This is a genomic window from Tabrizicola sp. BL-A-41-H6, from assembly GCF_050632395.1.
In the GTDB taxonomy this organism is placed as follows: domain Bacteria; phylum Pseudomonadota; class Alphaproteobacteria; order Rhodobacterales; family Rhodobacteraceae; genus JAUYQR01.
Map to the genome: position 1 here is coordinate 679,634 of NZ_CP192600.1, position 17,092 is coordinate 696,725.

The 17,092-nt window shown below is 63.6% G+C and carries 16 protein-coding genes; 13 read left to right on the forward strand and 3 right to left on the reverse strand.

Features of this window, described 5'->3' with window-relative positions:
- Positions 1-213 precede the first annotated feature (213 nt).
- Positions 214-1,164, forward strand: coding sequence for an NAD(+) diphosphatase (nudC, locus tag ACROUL_RS03410; protein ID WP_431298143.1), 951 nt, complete (start codon positions 214-216; stop codon positions 1,162-1,164).
- 65 nt (positions 1,165-1,229) lie between these two features.
- The gene (locus tag ACROUL_RS03415) at positions 1,230-1,712 is read left to right on the forward strand and encodes an SRPBCC family protein (protein ID WP_431298144.1); all 483 of its coding nucleotides are present in this window, start codon (positions 1,230-1,232) and stop codon (positions 1,710-1,712) included.
- Here the strand turns inward: ACROUL_RS03415 and ACROUL_RS03420 are convergent.
- Positions 1,709-2,542: a prephenate dehydratase gene (locus ACROUL_RS03420; RefSeq protein WP_431298145.1), complete on the reverse strand. Its 834-nt coding sequence runs from the start codon at positions 2,540-2,542 to the stop codon at positions 1,709-1,711. The two genes, ACROUL_RS03415 and ACROUL_RS03420, sit on opposite strands and share 4 nt — an antisense overlap.
- 120 nt (positions 2,543-2,662) lie before the next feature.
- Between ACROUL_RS03420 and ACROUL_RS03425 the strand changes: the two genes are divergently transcribed.
- The 6 genes from ACROUL_RS03425 (at position 2,663) to ACROUL_RS03450 (ending at position 10,349) form a co-directional block, all read left to right on the forward strand.
- Positions 2,663-3,187, forward strand: coding sequence for a c-type cytochrome (locus ACROUL_RS03425; protein ID WP_431298146.1), 525 nt, complete (start codon positions 2,663-2,665; stop codon positions 3,185-3,187).
- 165 nt (positions 3,188-3,352) lie between these two features.
- Positions 3,353-5,263, forward strand: coding sequence for an extracellular solute-binding protein (locus ACROUL_RS03430; protein ID WP_431298147.1), 1,911 nt, complete (start codon positions 3,353-3,355; stop codon positions 5,261-5,263).
- A 19-nt stretch (positions 5,264-5,282) separates the two neighbouring features.
- Positions 5,283-6,437: a microcin C ABC transporter permease YejB gene (locus ACROUL_RS03435; protein WP_431298148.1), complete on the forward strand. Its 1,155-nt coding sequence runs from the start codon at positions 5,283-5,285 to the stop codon at positions 6,435-6,437.
- Complete coding sequence (locus tag ACROUL_RS03440; RefSeq protein WP_431298149.1) at positions 6,437-7,546, forward strand: ABC transporter permease; 1,110 nt, start codon at positions 6,437-6,439, stop codon at positions 7,544-7,546. The genes ACROUL_RS03435 and ACROUL_RS03440 overlap by 1 nt, the downstream gene beginning before the upstream one ends.
- Positions 7,543-9,126 (forward strand): ABC transporter ATP-binding protein, encoded by a 1,584-nt coding sequence (locus ACROUL_RS03445; protein WP_431298150.1) that lies wholly within the window; start codon positions 7,543-7,545, stop codon positions 9,124-9,126. The genes ACROUL_RS03440 and ACROUL_RS03445 overlap by 4 nt, the downstream gene beginning before the upstream one ends.
- A 2-nt stretch (positions 9,127-9,128) precedes the next feature.
- Positions 9,129-10,349 carry a glycosyltransferase gene (locus ACROUL_RS03450; RefSeq protein WP_431298151.1) on the forward strand — a complete coding sequence of 407 codons (1,221 nt, stop codon included), beginning with the start codon at positions 9,129-9,131 and terminating at the stop codon, positions 10,347-10,349.
- Here ACROUL_RS03450 and hemN read toward each other — a convergent pair.
- A complete protein-coding gene (gene hemN / locus ACROUL_RS03455) occupies positions 10,346-11,701 on the reverse strand; it encodes an oxygen-independent coproporphyrinogen III oxidase (RefSeq protein ID WP_431298152.1) in 1,356 nt (451 codons plus the stop codon). The two genes, ACROUL_RS03450 and hemN, sit on opposite strands and share 4 nt — an antisense overlap.
- 65 nt (positions 11,702-11,766) lie before the next feature.
- On the opposite strand from hemN, the gene fnrL reads away from it, so the two are divergent.
- Positions 11,767-12,504, forward strand: coding sequence for a transcriptional regulator FnrL (gene fnrL, locus ACROUL_RS03460; RefSeq protein WP_431298153.1), 738 nt, complete (start codon positions 11,767-11,769; stop codon positions 12,502-12,504).
- Between the two features lie 64 nt (positions 12,505-12,568).
- Here fnrL and ACROUL_RS03465 read toward each other — a convergent pair whose 3' ends face one another.
- Positions 12,569-13,414, reverse strand: coding sequence for a universal stress protein (locus tag ACROUL_RS03465; RefSeq protein ID WP_431298154.1), 846 nt, complete (start codon positions 13,412-13,414; stop codon positions 12,569-12,571).
- Positions 13,415-13,624: 210 nt separating this feature from the next.
- Here ACROUL_RS03465 and ccoN point away from each other — a divergent pair, with 210 nt between their 5' ends.
- The 4 genes from ccoN to ccoP are packed head-to-tail and all read left to right on the forward strand — an operon-like array spanning position 13,625 to position 17,072.
- Positions 13,625-15,226, forward strand: coding sequence for a cytochrome-c oxidase, cbb3-type subunit I (gene ccoN / locus ACROUL_RS03470; RefSeq protein ID WP_431298155.1), 1,602 nt, complete (start codon positions 13,625-13,627; stop codon positions 15,224-15,226).
- Between the two features lie 12 nt (positions 15,227-15,238).
- On the forward strand, positions 15,239-15,982 hold the full coding sequence (ccoO, locus tag ACROUL_RS03475) for a cytochrome-c oxidase, cbb3-type subunit II (protein ID WP_431298156.1): 744 nt from the start codon (positions 15,239-15,241) through the stop codon (positions 15,980-15,982).
- A gap of 10 nt (positions 15,983-15,992) precedes the next feature.
- Positions 15,993-16,190, forward strand: coding sequence for a cbb3-type cytochrome c oxidase subunit 3 (locus ACROUL_RS03480; RefSeq protein WP_431298157.1), 198 nt, complete (start codon positions 15,993-15,995; stop codon positions 16,188-16,190).
- A 3-nt stretch (positions 16,191-16,193) separates the two neighbouring features.
- The gene (gene ccoP, locus ACROUL_RS03485; protein ID WP_431298158.1) at positions 16,194-17,072 is read left to right on the forward strand and encodes a cytochrome-c oxidase, cbb3-type subunit III; all 879 of its coding nucleotides are present in this window, start codon (positions 16,194-16,196) and stop codon (positions 17,070-17,072) included.
- The last annotated feature ends 20 nt before the right edge of the window (positions 17,073-17,092 follow it).

Sequence of the window (17,092 nt, forward strand, 5' to 3'; positions counted from 1 at the left end):
TTGTAAAAACCATCCCTTCCCGGCGCATCTGCATGTTGGCGGGCAGCGGTGTCTTTCGGGCAGAGGTCGGGGCATGACTCTGGCCGCCGGAGGTTTTCACACCCTCCGGACCTCCCGTGGGATATTTGGGCAAAGAGGAAGGTGGAGCGGGAGGGGGTTTGCATTCGCGCCCGATTGCGTGCGACCTAGGCGGGCTTGCAGGGGGGCGGACTGATGCGGATAGCGGAGCGCGTGACTTTCGGTGGGTCGGGGCTGAACCGGGCGGCGGAGCTGCGGCGCGACCCGCAAGCGCTGGCGGCGGCGTTGGACCGGGGGGGCGTTTTGCCGGTCTGGCGCGGCAAGCCCTTGATCGCGGGGAACGCGGCGGGGTGGGTGCCGGCGGGGCATCCGGTGCTGGCCCATGCCGGGACGATGGTGTTTCTGGGCATCGACGACGGGGTGCCGAGGTTTGCGGCAGATATCTCGGACTGGTCGCCCGAGGCGGGGGCCGAGGCGGTGGAGGCGGGGTTTTTCGACCCCTCGGTGCAGCGCCACCCGGCGCTGGACGAGGGATTTGGCTTTGCCGAATTGCGCGGGGTGATGACGGAGCTTTCGGCGCGGGATGCCGAGCTGGCGGCCACGGCGAAGGCTGTGTTGCATTGGCACCGGAGCCACGCGTTCTGCGCCACCTGCGGGGCGCGGTCGGAGCCGGCGCAGGGCGGTTGGCAGCGCGATTGTGCCGCCTGTGGGGCGCATCACTTTCCGCGGACCGACCCGGTGGTGATCATGCTGGTGACGCGGGGCAATTCGGTGCTGCTGGGCCGTAGCCCGGCATGGCCTGAGGGGATGTATTCGCTGCTGGCGGGGTTCGTCGAGCCGGGGGAGACGCTGGAGGCCGCGGTGCGGCGCGAGGTGTTCGAGGAGGCTGGCATCCGTTGTGGCGAGGTCGGGTATCTGGCGTCGCAGCCGTGGCCGTTTCCGGCGTCGCTGATGTTCGGGGCGCGTGCGGAGGCGTTGGACGAGGCGATCACCGTCGACCCGCAGGAGTTGGAGCACGCGCTGTGGGTGACCCGCGAGGAGATGGTGGCGGTGATGGCGGGGCTGCATCCGGTGATAAAGCCGGCGCGGCGCGGTGCGATCGCACATTTCATTCTGGAAAACTGGCTTGCCGACAGGCTTGACTGACCGCAAGGATTGCACGGGTGCGCCCGCCCTGTGGTATGCGTGGCTGGTGGTAAAGAGGGTGCTGCATGAGACTGACGGCAAAAACCGATATCGAAGTGCCGTTGGCCGAGGTCTACCGCTATATCACCGATTTCAACGCCTGGGAGGACGCCGCGACGCAGCGGGGTGCCGAGGTGGCTCGCACCGGGGTCAAGGCGGATGCGGTGGGCGCGGGCTGGCGGGTGCGGTTTGCCTACAGGGGCAAGGCGCGCAACGTGCTGGTCAAGGTGGCGCGGCTGGTGCCGGGCGAAGTGGCGGCGTTCCTGATCGACAGCCCGTCGATCGAGGGGGCATCGCAGCTTGAGGTGACGCCTCTGTCGCCGCGACGGACGCGGGTGCGGGTGGTGTTGGACGTGAAGCCGAAGACGCTGGCCGCACGGGTGTTCATCAGCACGCTGCGGCTGTCGAAGGCGCGGGTGGACCGGCGGTTCGAGGGGCGCGTGGCACAGTTGGGCGCGGCGCTGGTCGCGCGGTATCAGCGCAGCCAGCTTGCCGGGGCGAAGGGTTAGCCGCGCTCGCGGTCGGCGGGGTAGACGCCGAGGATGTTGGACTGCGAGGTGAAGTAGCGCAGTTCCTCCAGCGCGAGGGCGACGTTCGGGTCTTCGGGATGGCCTTCGATGTCGGCGTAGAATTCGGTGGCGGTGAAGGAGCCGCCGACCATGTAGCTTTCCAGCTTTGTCATGTTGACGCCGTTGGTGGCGAAGCCGCCCATCGCCTTGTAGAGCGCGGCGGGGATGTTGCGGACGCGGAAGGTGAAGGTGGTGATCATCTTGCCGGTGCCGCGACGGGAATGATCGGGCGTGCGCGACATGACGAGGAAGCGGGTGGTGTTGTTGGCGTGATCTTCGATCTGCGGGGCGATCACGTCGAGGCCGTAGATCTGGGCGGCAAGTTCCGAGGCGAGGGCGGCCTTCGTCTTGTCGCCAGCCTCGGCCACCTCGCGCGCGGCGCGGGCGTTGTCGGAGGAGACCTTGCCCTTGATGTTGTGGGCGCGCAGGAAGCCCGCGCATTGCGGCAGGATGACGACGTGACCGTGGGCTTCGGTGATGTCGTGCAGTTTCGCGCCGGGCACGCCGAGGAGGTTGACGTGCACGCGCACGAAGGCCTCGCCTACGATGTGGAGGCCGGATTTGGGCAGGAGCGAGTGAACGTCAGCGACGCGGCCATAGGTGGAATTTTCAACCGCGAGCATGCCGAGATCGACCTCGCCGCGCGCGACCTTGTCGACGACATCCTCGAATGTGGTCGATGGAACCGCCTCCATGTCGGGGCGCGATTGCTGGCAGGCCTGGTGCGAATAGGCGCCAAGTTCCCCCTGAAAGGCGATGCGACCGGTCATAACTGCGACTCTCCTGCCCGAAAGCGGTGAATAGGGGCGTTTGGTCGCGCGTCTACACCTTGAAACTACCCGGGGGAAGCGGGTAGATACCGCGCGGAACAAGACCCGAGGTAGATGCGCATGTTCGACACGATGACGATGACCAAGGCTGTGGGCGCGGTATGCGGCTCGTTGCTGGTGTTCCTGCTTGCGGGCTGGGCGGCGACATCGCTTTACACCGTTGGCGGACATGGTGAGGGCCACGGCGAAGAGGTCGCGCAGGCCTATGTGATCGAGACCGAGGCGGCAGAGCCTGCAGAAGCGGCCGAGGAAGGCCCAGACTTTGCAACGCTGCTGGCCTCGGCTGATGCGGCGGCGGGCGAAGCGGTGTTCAAGAAGTGCGGGTCGTGCCACAAGCTGGACGGCAGCGACGGCGTCGGGCCGCACCTGAACGGGGTCGTCGGGCGCAACCATGCGGCGGTTCCGGGCTTTTCCTATTCGGAAGCCAACCTTGCGCTGGCGGCTGAGGTGTGGACGCCGGAAGCGATCAACTCGTTCATCGAAAACCCCAAGGGCTACATGCCTGGCACGAAGATGTCGTTCGCGGGCCTGCCGAAGGCGGAAGACCGGGCCAACCTGATCGCCTATCTGGCCACCACCAAGTAACACAGCGCGACCGCGCGATGATCGAGCCGCCCGTTCGGGCGGCTTTTTCATGCGCATCAGGCCGGATCACGCATTTGCGCACGGTCGATTGCGGCATCTTTGCTCGACAACAGACGATTTGGCATAAATGAATAAGGCAACGAGTCTTGCGGGGGAGTTCGGCGGATGCGGTCAGCGGTCAAGGCGAAAGCGGTCAATCGGCGTGGCGCGGTGTGGCAGGGGATCGGCGCGGGTGTGCTGGTGCTGGCGCTGGCCGGAACCACGATGGCGGCGCGGGCCGAGACGGTGATCAAGTCGCACGGCATATCGACCTTTGGGGATCTGGCACTGCCGGCGGATTTCACGCACCTGCCTTATGTGAACCCCAACGCGCCCAAGGGCGGCGAGATGAGCCAGTGGTCGCCGGGCAGCTTTGATTCGTTCAATCCCTACGCTATCGCCGGAAACGCGGCGGCACTGTCGTCGATTTTCTACGAATCCATCCTGTCCGGCACGCTGGACGATGTGAGCGCGGCTTACTGCCTTTTGTGCGAGACGATGGAGTATCCCGAGGACCGGTCGTGGGTGATCTTCAACCTGCGCAAGGATGTGAAATTCTCGGACGGTTCGCCGTTCACGGCAGAGGATGTGCTGTTCAGCCACAACCTGTTTCTGGAAAAGGGCATCCCCGAATACCGCACCGCGGCGGGCGGCAAGTTCGAGAAGGTCGAGATTCTTGATCCCTACCGGATCAAGTTCACCTTCACCCCCGGCACGCCGTTTCGGGACATGCCGGGGCAGGCGGGCAGCACGACGATCTTTTCCAAGAAGCACTACGAGGAAAACAAGCGCGATCTGGAGAAGTCGAGCCTTGAGCCGTTCCTTGGCACCGGGCCTTATGTGCTGGAAAGCTTCAAGCCCGGTCAGCAGGTGATCTACAAGCGGGATGAGGATTACTGGGGCGAAAAGCACCCGCTGAACGTGGGCCAGAACAACTTTGACCGGATCAGGATCGAGTATTTCGGCGACGACAATGCCGCGATGGAAGCGTTCAAGGGCGGGGTCTACACGTTCCGCAACGAAAGCTCGGCCAAGCAGTGGGCGACGGCCTATGACTTTCCGGCGGTGGCGTCGGGCGATGTGATCAAGGCGGAACTGCCGTCGGGGAATATCGCGGGCGGGCAGGCGTTCATCTTCAACCTGCGGCGCGCGCAGTTTCAGGACCCGCGGGTGCGTGAGGCGATCGGGCTGGTGTTCAACTTTGAATGGTCGAACAAGACGCTGTTCTACGGGCTGTTCAGCCGGATCAACTCGATCTGGGAAAACTCTGAGATGGCGGCCACGGGCGTGCCGACCCCGGCGGAGTTGGCGATCCTGAAGCCGATGGTGGACGAGGGGCTGTTGCCGCCGAACATCCTGACCGACGAGGCGGTGATGGCGCCGGTGTCGTCGGAGGAAAATTCGCTGGATAGGCGCAACCTGCGCAAGGCCTCGGCGCTGTTGGACGAGGCCGGCTGGGTGGCGGGTGATGACGGCATCCGGCGCAACGCCAAGGGCGAGACGCTGCGGATGGAGATGGTTCATTCCCGCACCGACCTGATGCCGGTGATGAGCGCCTATGTCGAAAACCTGCGGGCGCTGGGCGTGGATGCGAGCTTTGACATCATCGACGATCCGCAGTTGCAGGAACGGGCGAGCCCGCCGAACTTTGATTTCGACGCGTTGCCGACGACGGTGGTGAACGGCGGGCTGGAGCCGGGCGGGGTGCTGAAGCAGGCGTGGGCGTCGAATTCGAAGGACAACTCCAGCCGCAACCGGATGGGCTATGCCAACCCGGCGGTGGACAAGTTGCTGGATCTGGCCGAAGCGGCGGCGACGCGGCAGGAGCTGACCGATGTGATCCGGGCGCTGGACCGGGTGCTGCGGTCGGAGTTCATTCTGGTGCCGCGGTATTACAAGAAGATCAACACGGTGGCCTATTTCGACATGTACGAACACCCAGCGACGTTGCCGCCTTACGCTCTGGGCGAATTGTCGATCTGGTGGTACAACGCCGAAAAGGCAGAGGCGCTGAAAGCCAAGGGCGTGCTGCAATAACCTAGAACGGGCAGGAAACTTGGGCGCCTACATCCTTCGGCGATTGCTTCTGGTGATCCCCACGCTGTTTGGCGTGATGCTGATCAACTTTGCGCTGACACAGTTCGTTCCGGGCGGACCGATCGAGCAGATACAGGCGCGGCTGGAAGGCAGCGGCGATGCGATCGAGGCATTGACCGGCACCACCGATGCGGGGGTCGAGGAAGAGGTGACCGGAGGCGAGGGCGGTTACGTCGGCGCGCGGGGGTTGCCACCGGAGTTTCTGGCGCGGCTGGAAGTGCAGTTCGGCTTTGCGCGGTTCGTCTGCGACGAGGGCTTTACCGGCACGCCATCGCTGGATGCGCCGGAGTGCCGCAAGGAGGCGATCCCGGCGGCGGAGCGGTTCGTCATCATGATGGGCAACTACCTGACCTTCGATTTCGGTCAGAGCTATTTCCGGTCAACCTCGGTTGTTGATCTGGTGCTGGAAAAGATGCCGGTGTCGATCACGCTGGGGCTGTGGTCGACGCTGATCGCCTATCTGATTTCCATTCCGCTGGGCATTCGCAAGGCGGTGCGCGACGGGTCAAGCTTTGACACATGGACCAGCGGCATCATCATCGCGGCCTATGCGATACCGGGGTTCCTGTTCGCGATTCTGCTGATGGTGGTGTTTGCGGGGGGAAGTTATTTCCAGTGGTTCCCGCTGCGCGGGCTGACCAGCGACGGGTGGGAGACTTTTCCGTGGTATCAGAAGATCACCGATTACCTGTGGCACATCGTGCTGCCGGTGACGGCGCAGTTGATTTCGGCCTTTGCGACGCTGACCTTGCTGACGAAGAACAGTTTTCTGGACGAGATCAAGAAGCAGTATGTGATGACTGCGCGGGCCAAGGGGCTGTCGGAAAGCCGCGTGCTTTACGGCCATGTGTTCCGCAATGCGATGCTGATCGTGATTGCCGGGTTTCCGGGGCTGTTTCTGGGAGTGTTCTTCGGATCGAGCCTGATCATCGAATTCATCTTCTCGCTGGATGGGCTGGGGCAGCTTGGCTACCGGTCGGCGGTTGAGCGGGATTATCCGGTGATCTTCGGGACGCTGTTTGCGTTCGGGTTGATCGGGCTGATCGTCGGCATCCTGTCGGACCTGATGTATGTGCTGGTTGACCCGCGGATCGATTTCGAGAGGCGCGGGTGATGGCGCTTTCCCCTCTTAACCAGCGGCGCTGGCGGAACTTTACCGCGAACCGGCGGGCCTATTGGTCGCTTTGGATATTTCTGGTGCTTTACGGGCTGTCGCTGTGCGCCGAACTGATCGCCAACGACAAGCCGATGCTGGTGAAATACAACGACGCCTATTACATGCCGGCGTTCCGGTTCTATTCGGAAAAGACGTTTGGCGGGGATCTGCGGACCGAGGCGAAGTATTCCACGGTCGAGGTGCAGTGCCTGATCGTGGCGGCGGGGTCCTTGGATTGCTGGGATGACCCGGAGGGCATACTGGCCGAGGCGACCGAGAAGGGCACCGTGCTGGGCGAGCCGGTGAAGGCCGGGTGGATGCTGTGGCCGCCGGTGCGGTATTCCTACAACACGATCGTCGACACGGGCGGCGTGGCGCCGGGGCCGCCGTCGAGGCAGAATTTGCTGGGGACGGATGACACCAGCCGCGATGTTCTGGCGCGGGTGATCTACGGGTTCAGGCTCTCGATCACCTTCGCGCTGCTGGTGACGGCGCTGACGTCGATCATCGGGGTCGCGGCGGGGGCGGTGCAGGGGTATTTCGGCGGGCTGACCGACCTGATCTTTCAGCGGGTGATCGAGTTGTGGTCATCGGTGCCGACGCTTTACGTCATCATCATCGTGACGGCGGTGTGGTCTAAGAGTTTCTGGCTGATGGTGGCGCTGATGGTGTTGTTTGGCTGGACGGGCCTTGTGGGCGTGGTCAGGGCTGAATTCCTGCGGGCACGGAATTTCGAGTATGTGCGGGCGGCGCGGGCGCTTGGCGTAACGGACGCGCAGATCATGTTCCGCCATGTGTTGCCGAACGCGATGGTGGCGACCCTGACCTTCCTGCCGTTCATCATCACCGGCACGATCGGGGCGCTGGCGACGCTGGATTACCTTGGCTTCGGTTTGCCCGCGAGCGCGCCGTCGCTGGGGCAGTTGTCGCGGCAGGCGCAGCAGAATTTGCAGGCGCCTTGGCTGGGCTTCACCGCGTTCTTCACGTTCGCCATCATGCTGAGCCTTCTGGTGTTCATCTTTGAAGGCGTTCGCGATGCCTTTGACCCGCGAAAGACCTTTCGATGAGTGTGTTGGAGGTGAAGGGTCTGTCGGTCAGTTTCCGGCAGGATGGACGGGTGATCGAGGCGGTGAAGGCGGTGTCGTTCACCGTGGGCAAGGGCGAGACGGTCGCGCTGGTCGGTGAAAGCGGGTCGGGTAAATCGGTGACGGCTCTGTCCACCGTAGGGCTGTTGCCGGACAGTGCCGAGGTTTCGGGTTCGGTCACCTACAACGGCACCGAGATGGTGGGGCAAAGCGAGCGCGCCTTGCGGAAGGTGCGCGGCAACGACATCAGCTTTATCTTTCAGGAGCCGATGACGAGCCTGAACCCCTTGCACACCATCGAAAAGCAGATGGCGGAAAGCCTTGCGCTGCATCAGGGGCTGACCGGCGAGCCGGCGCGTTTGCGGGTGGTGGAATTGCTGAACAAGGTTGGCATCCGCGATGCGGAAAGCCGGTTGGGGGCCTACCCGCACCAGTTGTCTGGCGGGCAGCGGCAGCGGGTGATGATCGCGATGGCCTTGGCGAACGGGCCGGAGTTGCTGGTGGCGGATGAGCCGACGACAGCGCTGGATGTGACCATTCAGGCGCAGATTCTGGATCTGCTGGCGGAGTTAAAGCGGTCGGAGGGCCTCAGCCTTTTGTTCATCACGCATGACCTTGGCATCGTGCGGCGGATTGCCGACCGGGTGTGTGTGATGCAAGGCGGCGAGATCGTGGAGCAGGGGGTAACGGCGGAGATCTTCGCCAACCCGCAGCATCCCTACACGCAAAAGCTGCTGGCCGCCGAGCAGAAGGGCGGGCCGGAGCCGGTGCCTGCCGGCGCGGCCGAGGTGGTGCGGACGGAAAGCTTGCGCGTGTGGTTCCCGATTCAGAAGGGCTTTCTGCGCAAGACGGTGGGGTATGTGAAGGCGGTCAACGACGCCAGTCTGTCGGTGCGCGGCGGCGAGACCCTGGGCATCGTGGGGGAAAGCGGATCGGGCAAGACGACTCTGGCGCTGGCGATCCTGCGGCTGATCCCGTCGACCGGGCCGGTGGTGTTTCTGGGGCAGGACCTGCGCGACCGGCAGGGCCGCGCGATGCGGGCCTTGCGGCGCGAGATGCAGGTGGTGTTTCAGGACCCGTTCGGCAGCTTGTCGCCGCGCCTGACGGCCGAACAGATCATCGCCGAAGGTCTGGGCGTGCACGGGCTGGAGCCGGGGCGCAACCGGACCGAGATGGTGGCCGAGATCATGCGCGAGGTGGGGTTGGACCCCGCCGCGATGACGCGCTATCCGCACGAGTTTTCGGGCGGCCAGCGGCAGCGGATCGCGATTGCGCGGGCGATGATCCTGCGCCCGAAGCTGGTGGTGCTGGACGAGCCGACGAGTGCCCTGGACATGACGGTGCAAGTGCAGATCGTGGTGTTGCTGCGCGAGTTGCAGCGCAAGTGGGGGCTGGCCTACATCTTTATCAGCCATGATTTGCGGGTGATCCGGGCGATGGCGCACAAGGTGATGGTGATGCAGGCCGGGGATGTAGTGGAAAGTGGCGACTGCGGGGCGGTGTTTACCGATCCTCAATCCCCTTATACCAAGGCTTTGATGGCGGCGGCATTCGGACCCTGACCTTGAAGCTTCTTTTCGTGCACCAGAATTTCCCCGGCCAGTTCCTGCATCTGGCGCCGGAGATGCAGCGGCTGGGCCATGATGTGCGGGCGCTGACCGATGCGGTGAACAAGACCACAAGTGCCGTGCCGCTGTGGCGCTATGCCTTCACGGCGGAAAAGGTGGACCCTGCGGCGACGCGGCTGGGGCGGAATTACACCACGATGAGCGACCGGGGCGTGGTGGTGGCGCGGGCGGCGCGGCGGCTGCGCGCCGAGGGCTATGTGCCGGATGTGATCTTTGGTCATTCCGGCTGGGGCGAGACGCTGTTCCTGAAAGAGGTGTGGCCGGAGGCGAAGCTTCTGGTCTATGCCGAGTTCTATTATTCCGGTCAGGGTGCGGATGTTGGGTTCGACCCCGAGGCGGGGCCGGTCGGGTTCGATCAGGTGATGATCGCGCAAGGCAGGGCGACGCATCTGGGGCAGGCGCTGCTGCATGCCGATGCGGGGCTTTCGCCGACCGAATGGCAGGCAAGCCGCCACCCGGCCGCGCTGCGCCGGATGATCGAGGTGGCGTTCGATGGGGTGGATTGCGACCGGCTGGCGCCGAATCCTGCGGCGCGGTTCACGTTGCCGAACGGGCGGGTGTTGGCGCCGGGGGACGAGGTCTTGACCTTCGTGAACCGCAATCTGGAGCCGTATCGCGGTTTTCGGAGCTTCATGCGGGCCTTGCCGGAGGTGCTGGCGGCGCGGCCCGATGCCGAGGCGGTGATCGTCGGGGGTGACGAGATCAGCTATGGGTCCAAACCGGTGGACGGCGGCACGTGGCGCGAGAAGATGCTAGCAGAGGTGGGCGGTGCGCTGGACCTTGGCCGGGTGCATTTCGTGGGGAACGTGGCTTATGACCGCTACGTCGATCTGCTGCACGTGGCCCGTGTTCATGCCTACCTGACCTATCCGTTCGTACTGAGCTGGTCGATGGTCGAGGCGATGGCGGCGGGGGCGATGGTGGTGGGATCACGCACCGCGCCGGTCGAAGAGGTGATCGAGGATGGCGTGACCGGGCGGCTGGTTGATTTCTTTGACATTGCCGGGTGGTCGGCTGCGCTGACCGACGCGCTGGCGCGGCCCGAGGCGTATATGGCGATGCGGGCCGCGGCGCGCGAGGCGGTGCTGGCGCGCTATGACCTGCGGTCTGTCTGCCTGCCGCGTCAGGTGGCTTTGCTGGAGCGGTTGGCGGGTTAGACTGCGGCGGAGTGCAATGCCTTGGTCTGGTCGTAGGCGTCGAAGGCGCGGGCGATCATCCGGGTCAGGGGTTTGGCCCTTTCCGGGATGATGAAGGCTTCGGGCGTGATCGTAACCATGTCACCGAAGGTTTCCCCGGCGGCGCGGAGCAGGGCTTCGACGCGGTCGGGCGTGGTGTCGAAGTCGCGCAAGAGTTCGGCGCGCGAGACGCGGAAATCACACATCAGGGCCTCGATGATCCGGGCGCGAAGGGTGTCTTCGTCGGCAAAGCGGTGGCCTCGGTGGGTGGGGAAGCGGCCGGCGCGCACCGCCTTGGTATAGGCAGCGGTGGCCGAGACGTTCTGCGCGAACCCTTGCGGGAAACGTGAGATCGACGAGGCACCGAGACCGATCAGCACGGGCGAGGTATCGTCGGTGTAGCCCTGGAAATTGCGCCGCAGGGTGCCGGCCTTGGCGGCCTTGGCCATGCCGTCGGTGGGTTTGGCGAAATGGTCGATGCCGATTTCGTCGTAACCATCCCACAGGAACAACTGGCGCGCGGTTTCAAAGAGCGACAGGCGTTCCTGAGGGGTGGGCATTGTGTCGGACGGGATCATCTGCTGGCGGCGGCTCATCCACGGGACGTGGGCGTAACCATAAAGCGCCACCCGGTCGGGCGAGAGCGTCAGGAGCTTCTGTACCGAATCCGCGATGCGCGGGCCGGTCTGGTGCGGCAGGCCATAAAGGATGTCGGCATTCAGGCTGCCGATGCCACGGGCGCGGATGCGTTCGGCCACGTCCTGCGTCAGGGCGTAGCTTTGTTCGCGGCCGATGGTCTTCTGGATCAGCGGGTCGAAATCCTGCACGCCGATCGAGGCGCGGTTCATGCCCGAGGCGGCGAGCGCGTCGAGGCGGGCGTCGTCAACCTCGTTTGGGTCGATCTCGACCGAGAATTCGCCGTTGCGAGCGAGCGGCGCGACGGTGAAGATGGTTTCCGCAAGATCGCGGATCTGGGAGGCGGAAAGAAGCGTGGGCGTGCCGCCGCCCCAATGCAGGCGGCTGAGGCTGACGCCACGCGGCAGGTGCGTCTTCAAGAGCGCGAGTTCGGCCTTCAGCGTCTGGACGTAGGCGATGACCGGATCGTCGGAGGTGGTGCCTTGGGTGCGGCAGGCGCAGAACCAGCACAGCCTGCGGCAGAACGGCACATGCAGGTATAGGGATATCTGTGAATTTTCGGGGATATCCTGTATCCAGCCAGTGAAGTCTGCTTCACCAATGCCCGTGCCGAAGTGCGGCGCGGTCGGATATGAGGTGTAGCGCGGCACGCGGGCGTCAAAAAGACCGAGGCGGGTGAGTTGCGGGCGGTGTGTCATGAGGTTAGGTTAGAAGCAGGCAACTGCGGCACGCCTTGACTCAGATCAACATGAGAGAGCCAGACATGCAGGACCATTTCGTCCATCAGCAATGCGGCGATTGCCCGATCCGACACCGTGCTGTTTGCGCGCGCTGTGAGACCGATGAGTTGGCAGCGCTGGAGCAGATCAAGTATTACCGAAGCTATCAGGCCGGGCAGACGGTGATCTGGTCGGGTGACCGGATGGAATTCGTCGGCTCGGTGGTGACCGGGATCGCGGCGCTGACCCAGACGATGGAGGATGGGCGGCGGCAGATGGTGGGTTTGCTGCTGCCATCGGATTTTGTAGGGCGACCGGGGCGGTCGACGGCGGCGTTCGACGTGACGGCGACGACCGATCTGGTGATGTGCTGTTTCCGCAAGAAGCCGTTCGAAGAGATGATGGCCAAGACGCCGCACATTGCCCAGCGGCTGCTGGAAATGACGCTGGACGAACTGGATGCCGCGCGGGAGTGGATGCTGCTTTTGGGGCGCAAGACTGCGCGGGAGAAGATCGCCTCGCTGATCGCGATCATCGCGCGGCGGGAGGCTTCGTTGCAGGTGCGGCGGCCGAAAGGGCAGCTGTCGGTTGACCTGCCGCTGACGCGCGAGGAAATGGCGGATTATCTGGGGCTGACGCTGGAAACGGTAAGTCGGCAGATGTCGGCCCTGAAGAAGGACGGCGTCATCAGCCTTGAAGGCAACCGGCATGTGATGATCCCCGACCTTGACCGCCTGCTGGAAGAAGCGGGCGATGACAGCGACGGTGGGATGCTGGTCTGACCTTGCGATTTCAGCGAAGCATGTGAGGGCGGGTCTTGCCGCCCCCACAAGTGTCGATCAGGCGTCAGTGCGCGAGGAACACCGGGATTTCGGCGGCCTCGAGCATGTCGCGGGTGGCGCCGCCGAGAATCGCCTCGCGCAGGCGGGAGTGGCCGTAGGCGCCCATTACCAGCAGGTCGGAATCGACATCACGCAGATGGCGGGCCAGCACGTCCGATACGCGGGGCATGGTTTTTGCCAGCACCGTCACTTCGGCGCGGACACCGTGGCGCACGAGGAACTGGCATAGCAGGCCGCCGGGATCGGAGCGTTCCGGGCCATGCGCTGGCGGGTCGATCACAACGATCGACACCTTGTCGGCGCGTTTCAGGAACGGCATGGCACGGCGGGCGGCGACCAGCGCCTCGCGGCTTTGGTTCCAGGCAAGCACGATGTTGCGGGGGTCGGGGGCGGGCATGCCCTTGTCGGGCACTATCAGCACGGGGGCCATGCCATTGAACAGCGCGGCCTCGACCACAGCCTCGGATTCGATGCCGATGTCTTTGCCGTAGGGGCGTGGCAGGACAACGAGATCGGCATAGCGGGCACGGCTGGCAACGACATCAATGAGGGCGCCAATCTGGCAGATGGCGGTTTCCACCGCATAGCGCAGGCCGGGCGACTGGGCCGCGATGGCGGCGTTGAGGCCCTTTTCGGTGGCGCGGGCATCCTCTTCGGCGCGGTCCATCGCGGCGGCGATGATGACGGCGCCTGAACCGACATAGGAATAGCCAACCTGCGTGCGGTCGATCCCAAGTGCCAAGGCGTCAAGATGTGCGTCATTGTGGATCGCGAGTGCCGCAGCGGCGGTGACCGAGGGGTCAAGTCCGTTGGGTGAGGTGGCAACGGTCAGTAGCGATTTGTAGGCCATGATTCCGGCTCCTTTGGGGGTCTGAAATCACGTTAGCGCTTATTTTCACGGTTCGGCCTTGATAGAGGTCAATTTCGTCGCACCCGGCGGTTGATGCAGATCAAGGTGGCGATTCCCACCGCAGCGCAGAAGTCATCCATTCGGGACGTCTGGCCGAGGTCTGTCTTTCAGACCCGAGCGGGGCGCGGACTGGACGAAGGGACACGAAAAATGTGGGATTACCTGAAACTGGCGGGGTTGGGAGTGGTCGCGGTCTGTGCCGCGATTGCAGCCAACTACGCCCACGACCTTGCCTATATGGTGAACGCGATAACCGTCATGCTGGCGGCTGCGATTGCGTTTCTGTGGGTGCTGCGGACCGCCGGCGATGTGCGGGTGGTCAACCAGAACGAATACTTTGACAGCGTGATCCGGGCCGGGGCGATTGCCACCTCGTTCTGGGGCGTGGTCGGCATGTTGGTGGGGGTGGTCATCGCCTCGCAACTGGCTTTCCCGCAGCTGAACTTCGAGTTTCTGCAGGGTTACGGCAACTTCGGCCGGTTGCGCCCGCTGCACACCAGCGCGGTGATCTTTGCCTTTGGCGGCAACGCGCTGATCATGAGTTCGTTCTACATCGTCCAGCGCACCAGTGCGGCGCGCCTGTTCGGTGGCACCGGCCTTGGCTGGTTCGTGTTCTGGGGCTGGCAACTGGTGATCGTGCTGGCGGCATCGGGCTATGTGCTGGGTGCCACGCAGGGCAAGGAATACGCTGAACCCGTGTGGTACGTGGACATCCTGATCACAGCGGTCTGGGTTTCGTTTCTGGTGGCCTTCATGGGTACCCTCTTCAAGCGCAAGGAGCCCCACATCTATGTGGCGAACTGGTTCCTGCTGTCGATGATCCTGACAGTTGCCATGCTGCATCTGGTGAACAACGCGGCCATCCCGGTGTCGATGTTCGGGTCCGCACAGGTGCAGGTCTATTCGGGTGTGCAGGATGCGATGGTGCAGTGGTGGTATGGCCACAACGCCGTGGGCTTCTTCCTGACTGCGGGCTTTCTGGGCATGATGTACTACTTTGTGCCGAAGCAGGCTGAACGCCCGGTCTACAGCTATAAACTGTCGATCATCCACTTCTGGGCGCTGATCTTCCTTTATATCTGGGCCGGTCCGCACCACCTGCACTACACCGCGCTGCCCGACTGGGCCTCGACCCTTGGCATGGTGTTCTCGGTGATCCTGTGGATGCCGTCCTGGGGTGGCATGATCAACGGCCTGATGACGCTGTCGGGTGCATGGGACAAGCTGCGTACCGACCCGATCATCCGCATGATGGTGGTGAGCATCGGGTTTTACGGGATGAGCACCTTCGAAGGGCCGATGATGTCGATCAAGGCCGTCAACAGCCTGTCGCACTACACCGACTGGACCATCGGTCACGTCCATTCCGGCGCCTTGGGCTGGAACGGGATGATCACCTTTGGCGTGCTTTACTATCTGGTGCCGCGCCTGTGGAACCGCGAGGGGCTTTACAGCCTGAAGCTGGTGTCGTGGCACTTCTGGTTGGCCACCATCGGGATCGTGCTTTACGCGTCGTCGATGTGGGTCACGGGCATCATGGAAGGCCTGATGTGGCGCGAAGTGGATGCAAATGGGTTCCTCGTGAACGCGTTTGCCGACACGGTGGCCGCGAAGTTCCCGATGTATGTGGTGCGGGCTTTGGGAGGCGGTCTGTTCCTGACGGGCGCGCTGATCATGTGCTGGAACTTGTGGATGACGGTGCGGGCGCAGCCTTCCAAGGCGACGCAGCACGCGTTCGTTCCAGCGGAATAAGGGGACGGGACAATGGCTTTTCTTGACAAGCACAAGGCTATCGAAACCCACGCGACGCTTCTGATGGTGCTGAGCCTTCTGGTCGTCACCATCGGGGGTATCGTGCAGATCGTGCCGCTTTTCTATCTGGAGAACACGATCGAGAAGGTGGAAGGGATGCGCCCCTATACTCCGCTGGAGTTGGCGGGCCGCGACATCTACATCCGCGAGGGCTGCTATGGCTGCCACAGCCAGATGATCCGCCCGATGCGCGACGAGGTGGAGCGGTACGGGCATTACAGCCTCGCGGCGGAATCGATGTATGACCATCCGTTCCAGTGGGGGTCCAAGCGCACCGGGCCGGATCTGGCACGGGTGGGCGGGCGCTATTCGGATGAATGGCATGTGGACCACTTCACCTATGCGCGGGGCGTGGTGCCGGAATCGGTAATGCCGCCCTACGGGTTCCTTGCGAACCATGTGATTGATGGGCAGTACATCAAGGACACGATGGCGACGAATGCTATGGTGGGGGTGCCTTACACCGACGCCATGCTGGAAAACGCGGTGGCGGACTTCAAGGCGCAGGGCGACCCGAACGGGGATTCCAGCGGGCTTGAGGAACGCTATGGCGACGCGGCCTTCGGCACGCCGATCAACGTGCGCAATTTTGACGGCAAGCCTGAGTTGACCGAGATGGACGCGCTGATCGCCTATATTCAGGTGCTTGGCACGATGGTCGACTTTTCGACCTTCACGCCTGTGGCGAACCGGTAAGGGGGCAAAGATGGAAACCTATTCCTTCCTGCGCCACCTGGCCGACAGCTGGTTTCTTCTGGCGATGACGCTGGGGTTCCTTGGCTTGTGCGTCTGGGCGTTCCGTCCCGGCAGCCGCAAAGCCCACGAGGACGTAGCCAATTCGATCTTTCGCAACGACGAGCGTCCTGCGGAAGCCAACCCCTCGCGTAATTCGAAGGAGGCGTAAATCATGTGCGCCAAGCAAGTGAAGAAGGTGCCGAAGCAGGTGGAGACGACGGGCCACCAGTGGGACGGAATCGAGGAGTTGAACAACCCGATGCCGCGCTGGTGGGTCTGGACGTTCTACGCCACGATCGTCTGGGGTATCGGCTATACGGTGGCCTATCCGGCATGGCCATTGATCAGCGGTGCGACACCGGGGGTTCTGGGTGCCTCGACCCGTGCTGATGTGGCGGCCGAGATTGACCGGTTCGACGCAGCCAATGCAGCCATCAAGGAACAGTTGGTGGCGGCGGACCTGAACGCCATCAAGGATAACCCGGAGTTGGCAAGTTTCGCCACGAACGCCGGGGCCGCGGTGTTCAAGACGAACTGCACGACATGCCACGGGTCTGGCGCGCAGGGGTTCGAGGGCAAGGGCTATCCGGCCCTGATCGACGACGATTGGCTGTGGGGCGGGACGATGGAGGATATCCATCTGACCATCACCCACGGCATCCGCAACACAACCGACCCGGATGCGCGCTATTCGCAGATGCCCGCCTTCGGTGTGGATGGGCTGCTGGATGCAACACAGATCGGGCAGGTCACGGACTATGTGCTGAAGATCTCGGGTCAGGAGCATGACGCGGCGGCAGCGACTGCCGGTGCCACGATCTTTGCCGACAATTGCGCGGCTTGCCATATGGAGGACGGGTCGGGTGACCGGGCGCAGGGTGCACCGAAGCTGACGGACGCGATCTGGCTTTATGGTGGATCGCGCGAGAAGATCACCGAGACGGTGACCAAGGCGCGTTTCGGGGTGATGCCGAACTGGAACGGGCGGCTGAGCGAGGACGAGATCCGCGCTGTCGCTTTCTATGTCCACAGTCAGGGCGGCGGCGAGTAAGCTGATCCCGATCATAGATA

Coding starts and splice junctions, on each gene's coding strand:
- nudC (WP_431298143.1), top strand. CDS start 214: ATGCGGATAGCGGAGCGCGTGACTTTCGGTGGGTCGGGGCTGAACCGG.
- ACROUL_RS03415 (WP_431298144.1), top strand. CDS start 1,230: ATGAGACTGACGGCAAAAACCGATATCGAAGTGCCGTTGGCCGAGGTC.
- ACROUL_RS03420 (WP_431298145.1), bottom strand. CDS start 2,542: ATGACCGGTCGCATCGCCTTTCAGGGGGAACTTGGCGCCTATTCGCAC.
- ACROUL_RS03425 (WP_431298146.1), top strand. CDS start 2,663: ATGTTCGACACGATGACGATGACCAAGGCTGTGGGCGCGGTATGCGGC.
- ACROUL_RS03430 (WP_431298147.1), top strand. CDS start 3,353: ATGCGGTCAGCGGTCAAGGCGAAAGCGGTCAATCGGCGTGGCGCGGTG.
- ACROUL_RS03440 (WP_431298149.1), top strand. CDS start 6,437: ATGGCGCTTTCCCCTCTTAACCAGCGGCGCTGGCGGAACTTTACCGCG.
- ACROUL_RS03445 (WP_431298150.1), top strand. CDS start 7,543: ATGAGTGTGTTGGAGGTGAAGGGTCTGTCGGTCAGTTTCCGGCAGGAT.
- hemN (WP_431298152.1), bottom strand. CDS start 11,701: ATGACACACCGCCCGCAACTCACCCGCCTCGGTCTTTTTGACGCCCGC.
- fnrL (WP_431298153.1), top strand. CDS start 11,767: ATGCAGGACCATTTCGTCCATCAGCAATGCGGCGATTGCCCGATCCGA.
- ACROUL_RS03465 (WP_431298154.1), bottom strand. CDS start 13,414: ATGGCCTACAAATCGCTACTGACCGTTGCCACCTCACCCAACGGACTT.
- ccoN (WP_431298155.1), top strand. CDS start 13,625: ATGTGGGATTACCTGAAACTGGCGGGGTTGGGAGTGGTCGCGGTCTGT.
- ccoO (WP_431298156.1), top strand. CDS start 15,239: ATGGCTTTTCTTGACAAGCACAAGGCTATCGAAACCCACGCGACGCTT.
- ACROUL_RS03480 (WP_431298157.1), top strand. CDS start 15,993: ATGGAAACCTATTCCTTCCTGCGCCACCTGGCCGACAGCTGGTTTCTT.
- ccoP (WP_431298158.1), top strand. CDS start 16,194: ATGTGCGCCAAGCAAGTGAAGAAGGTGCCGAAGCAGGTGGAGACGACG.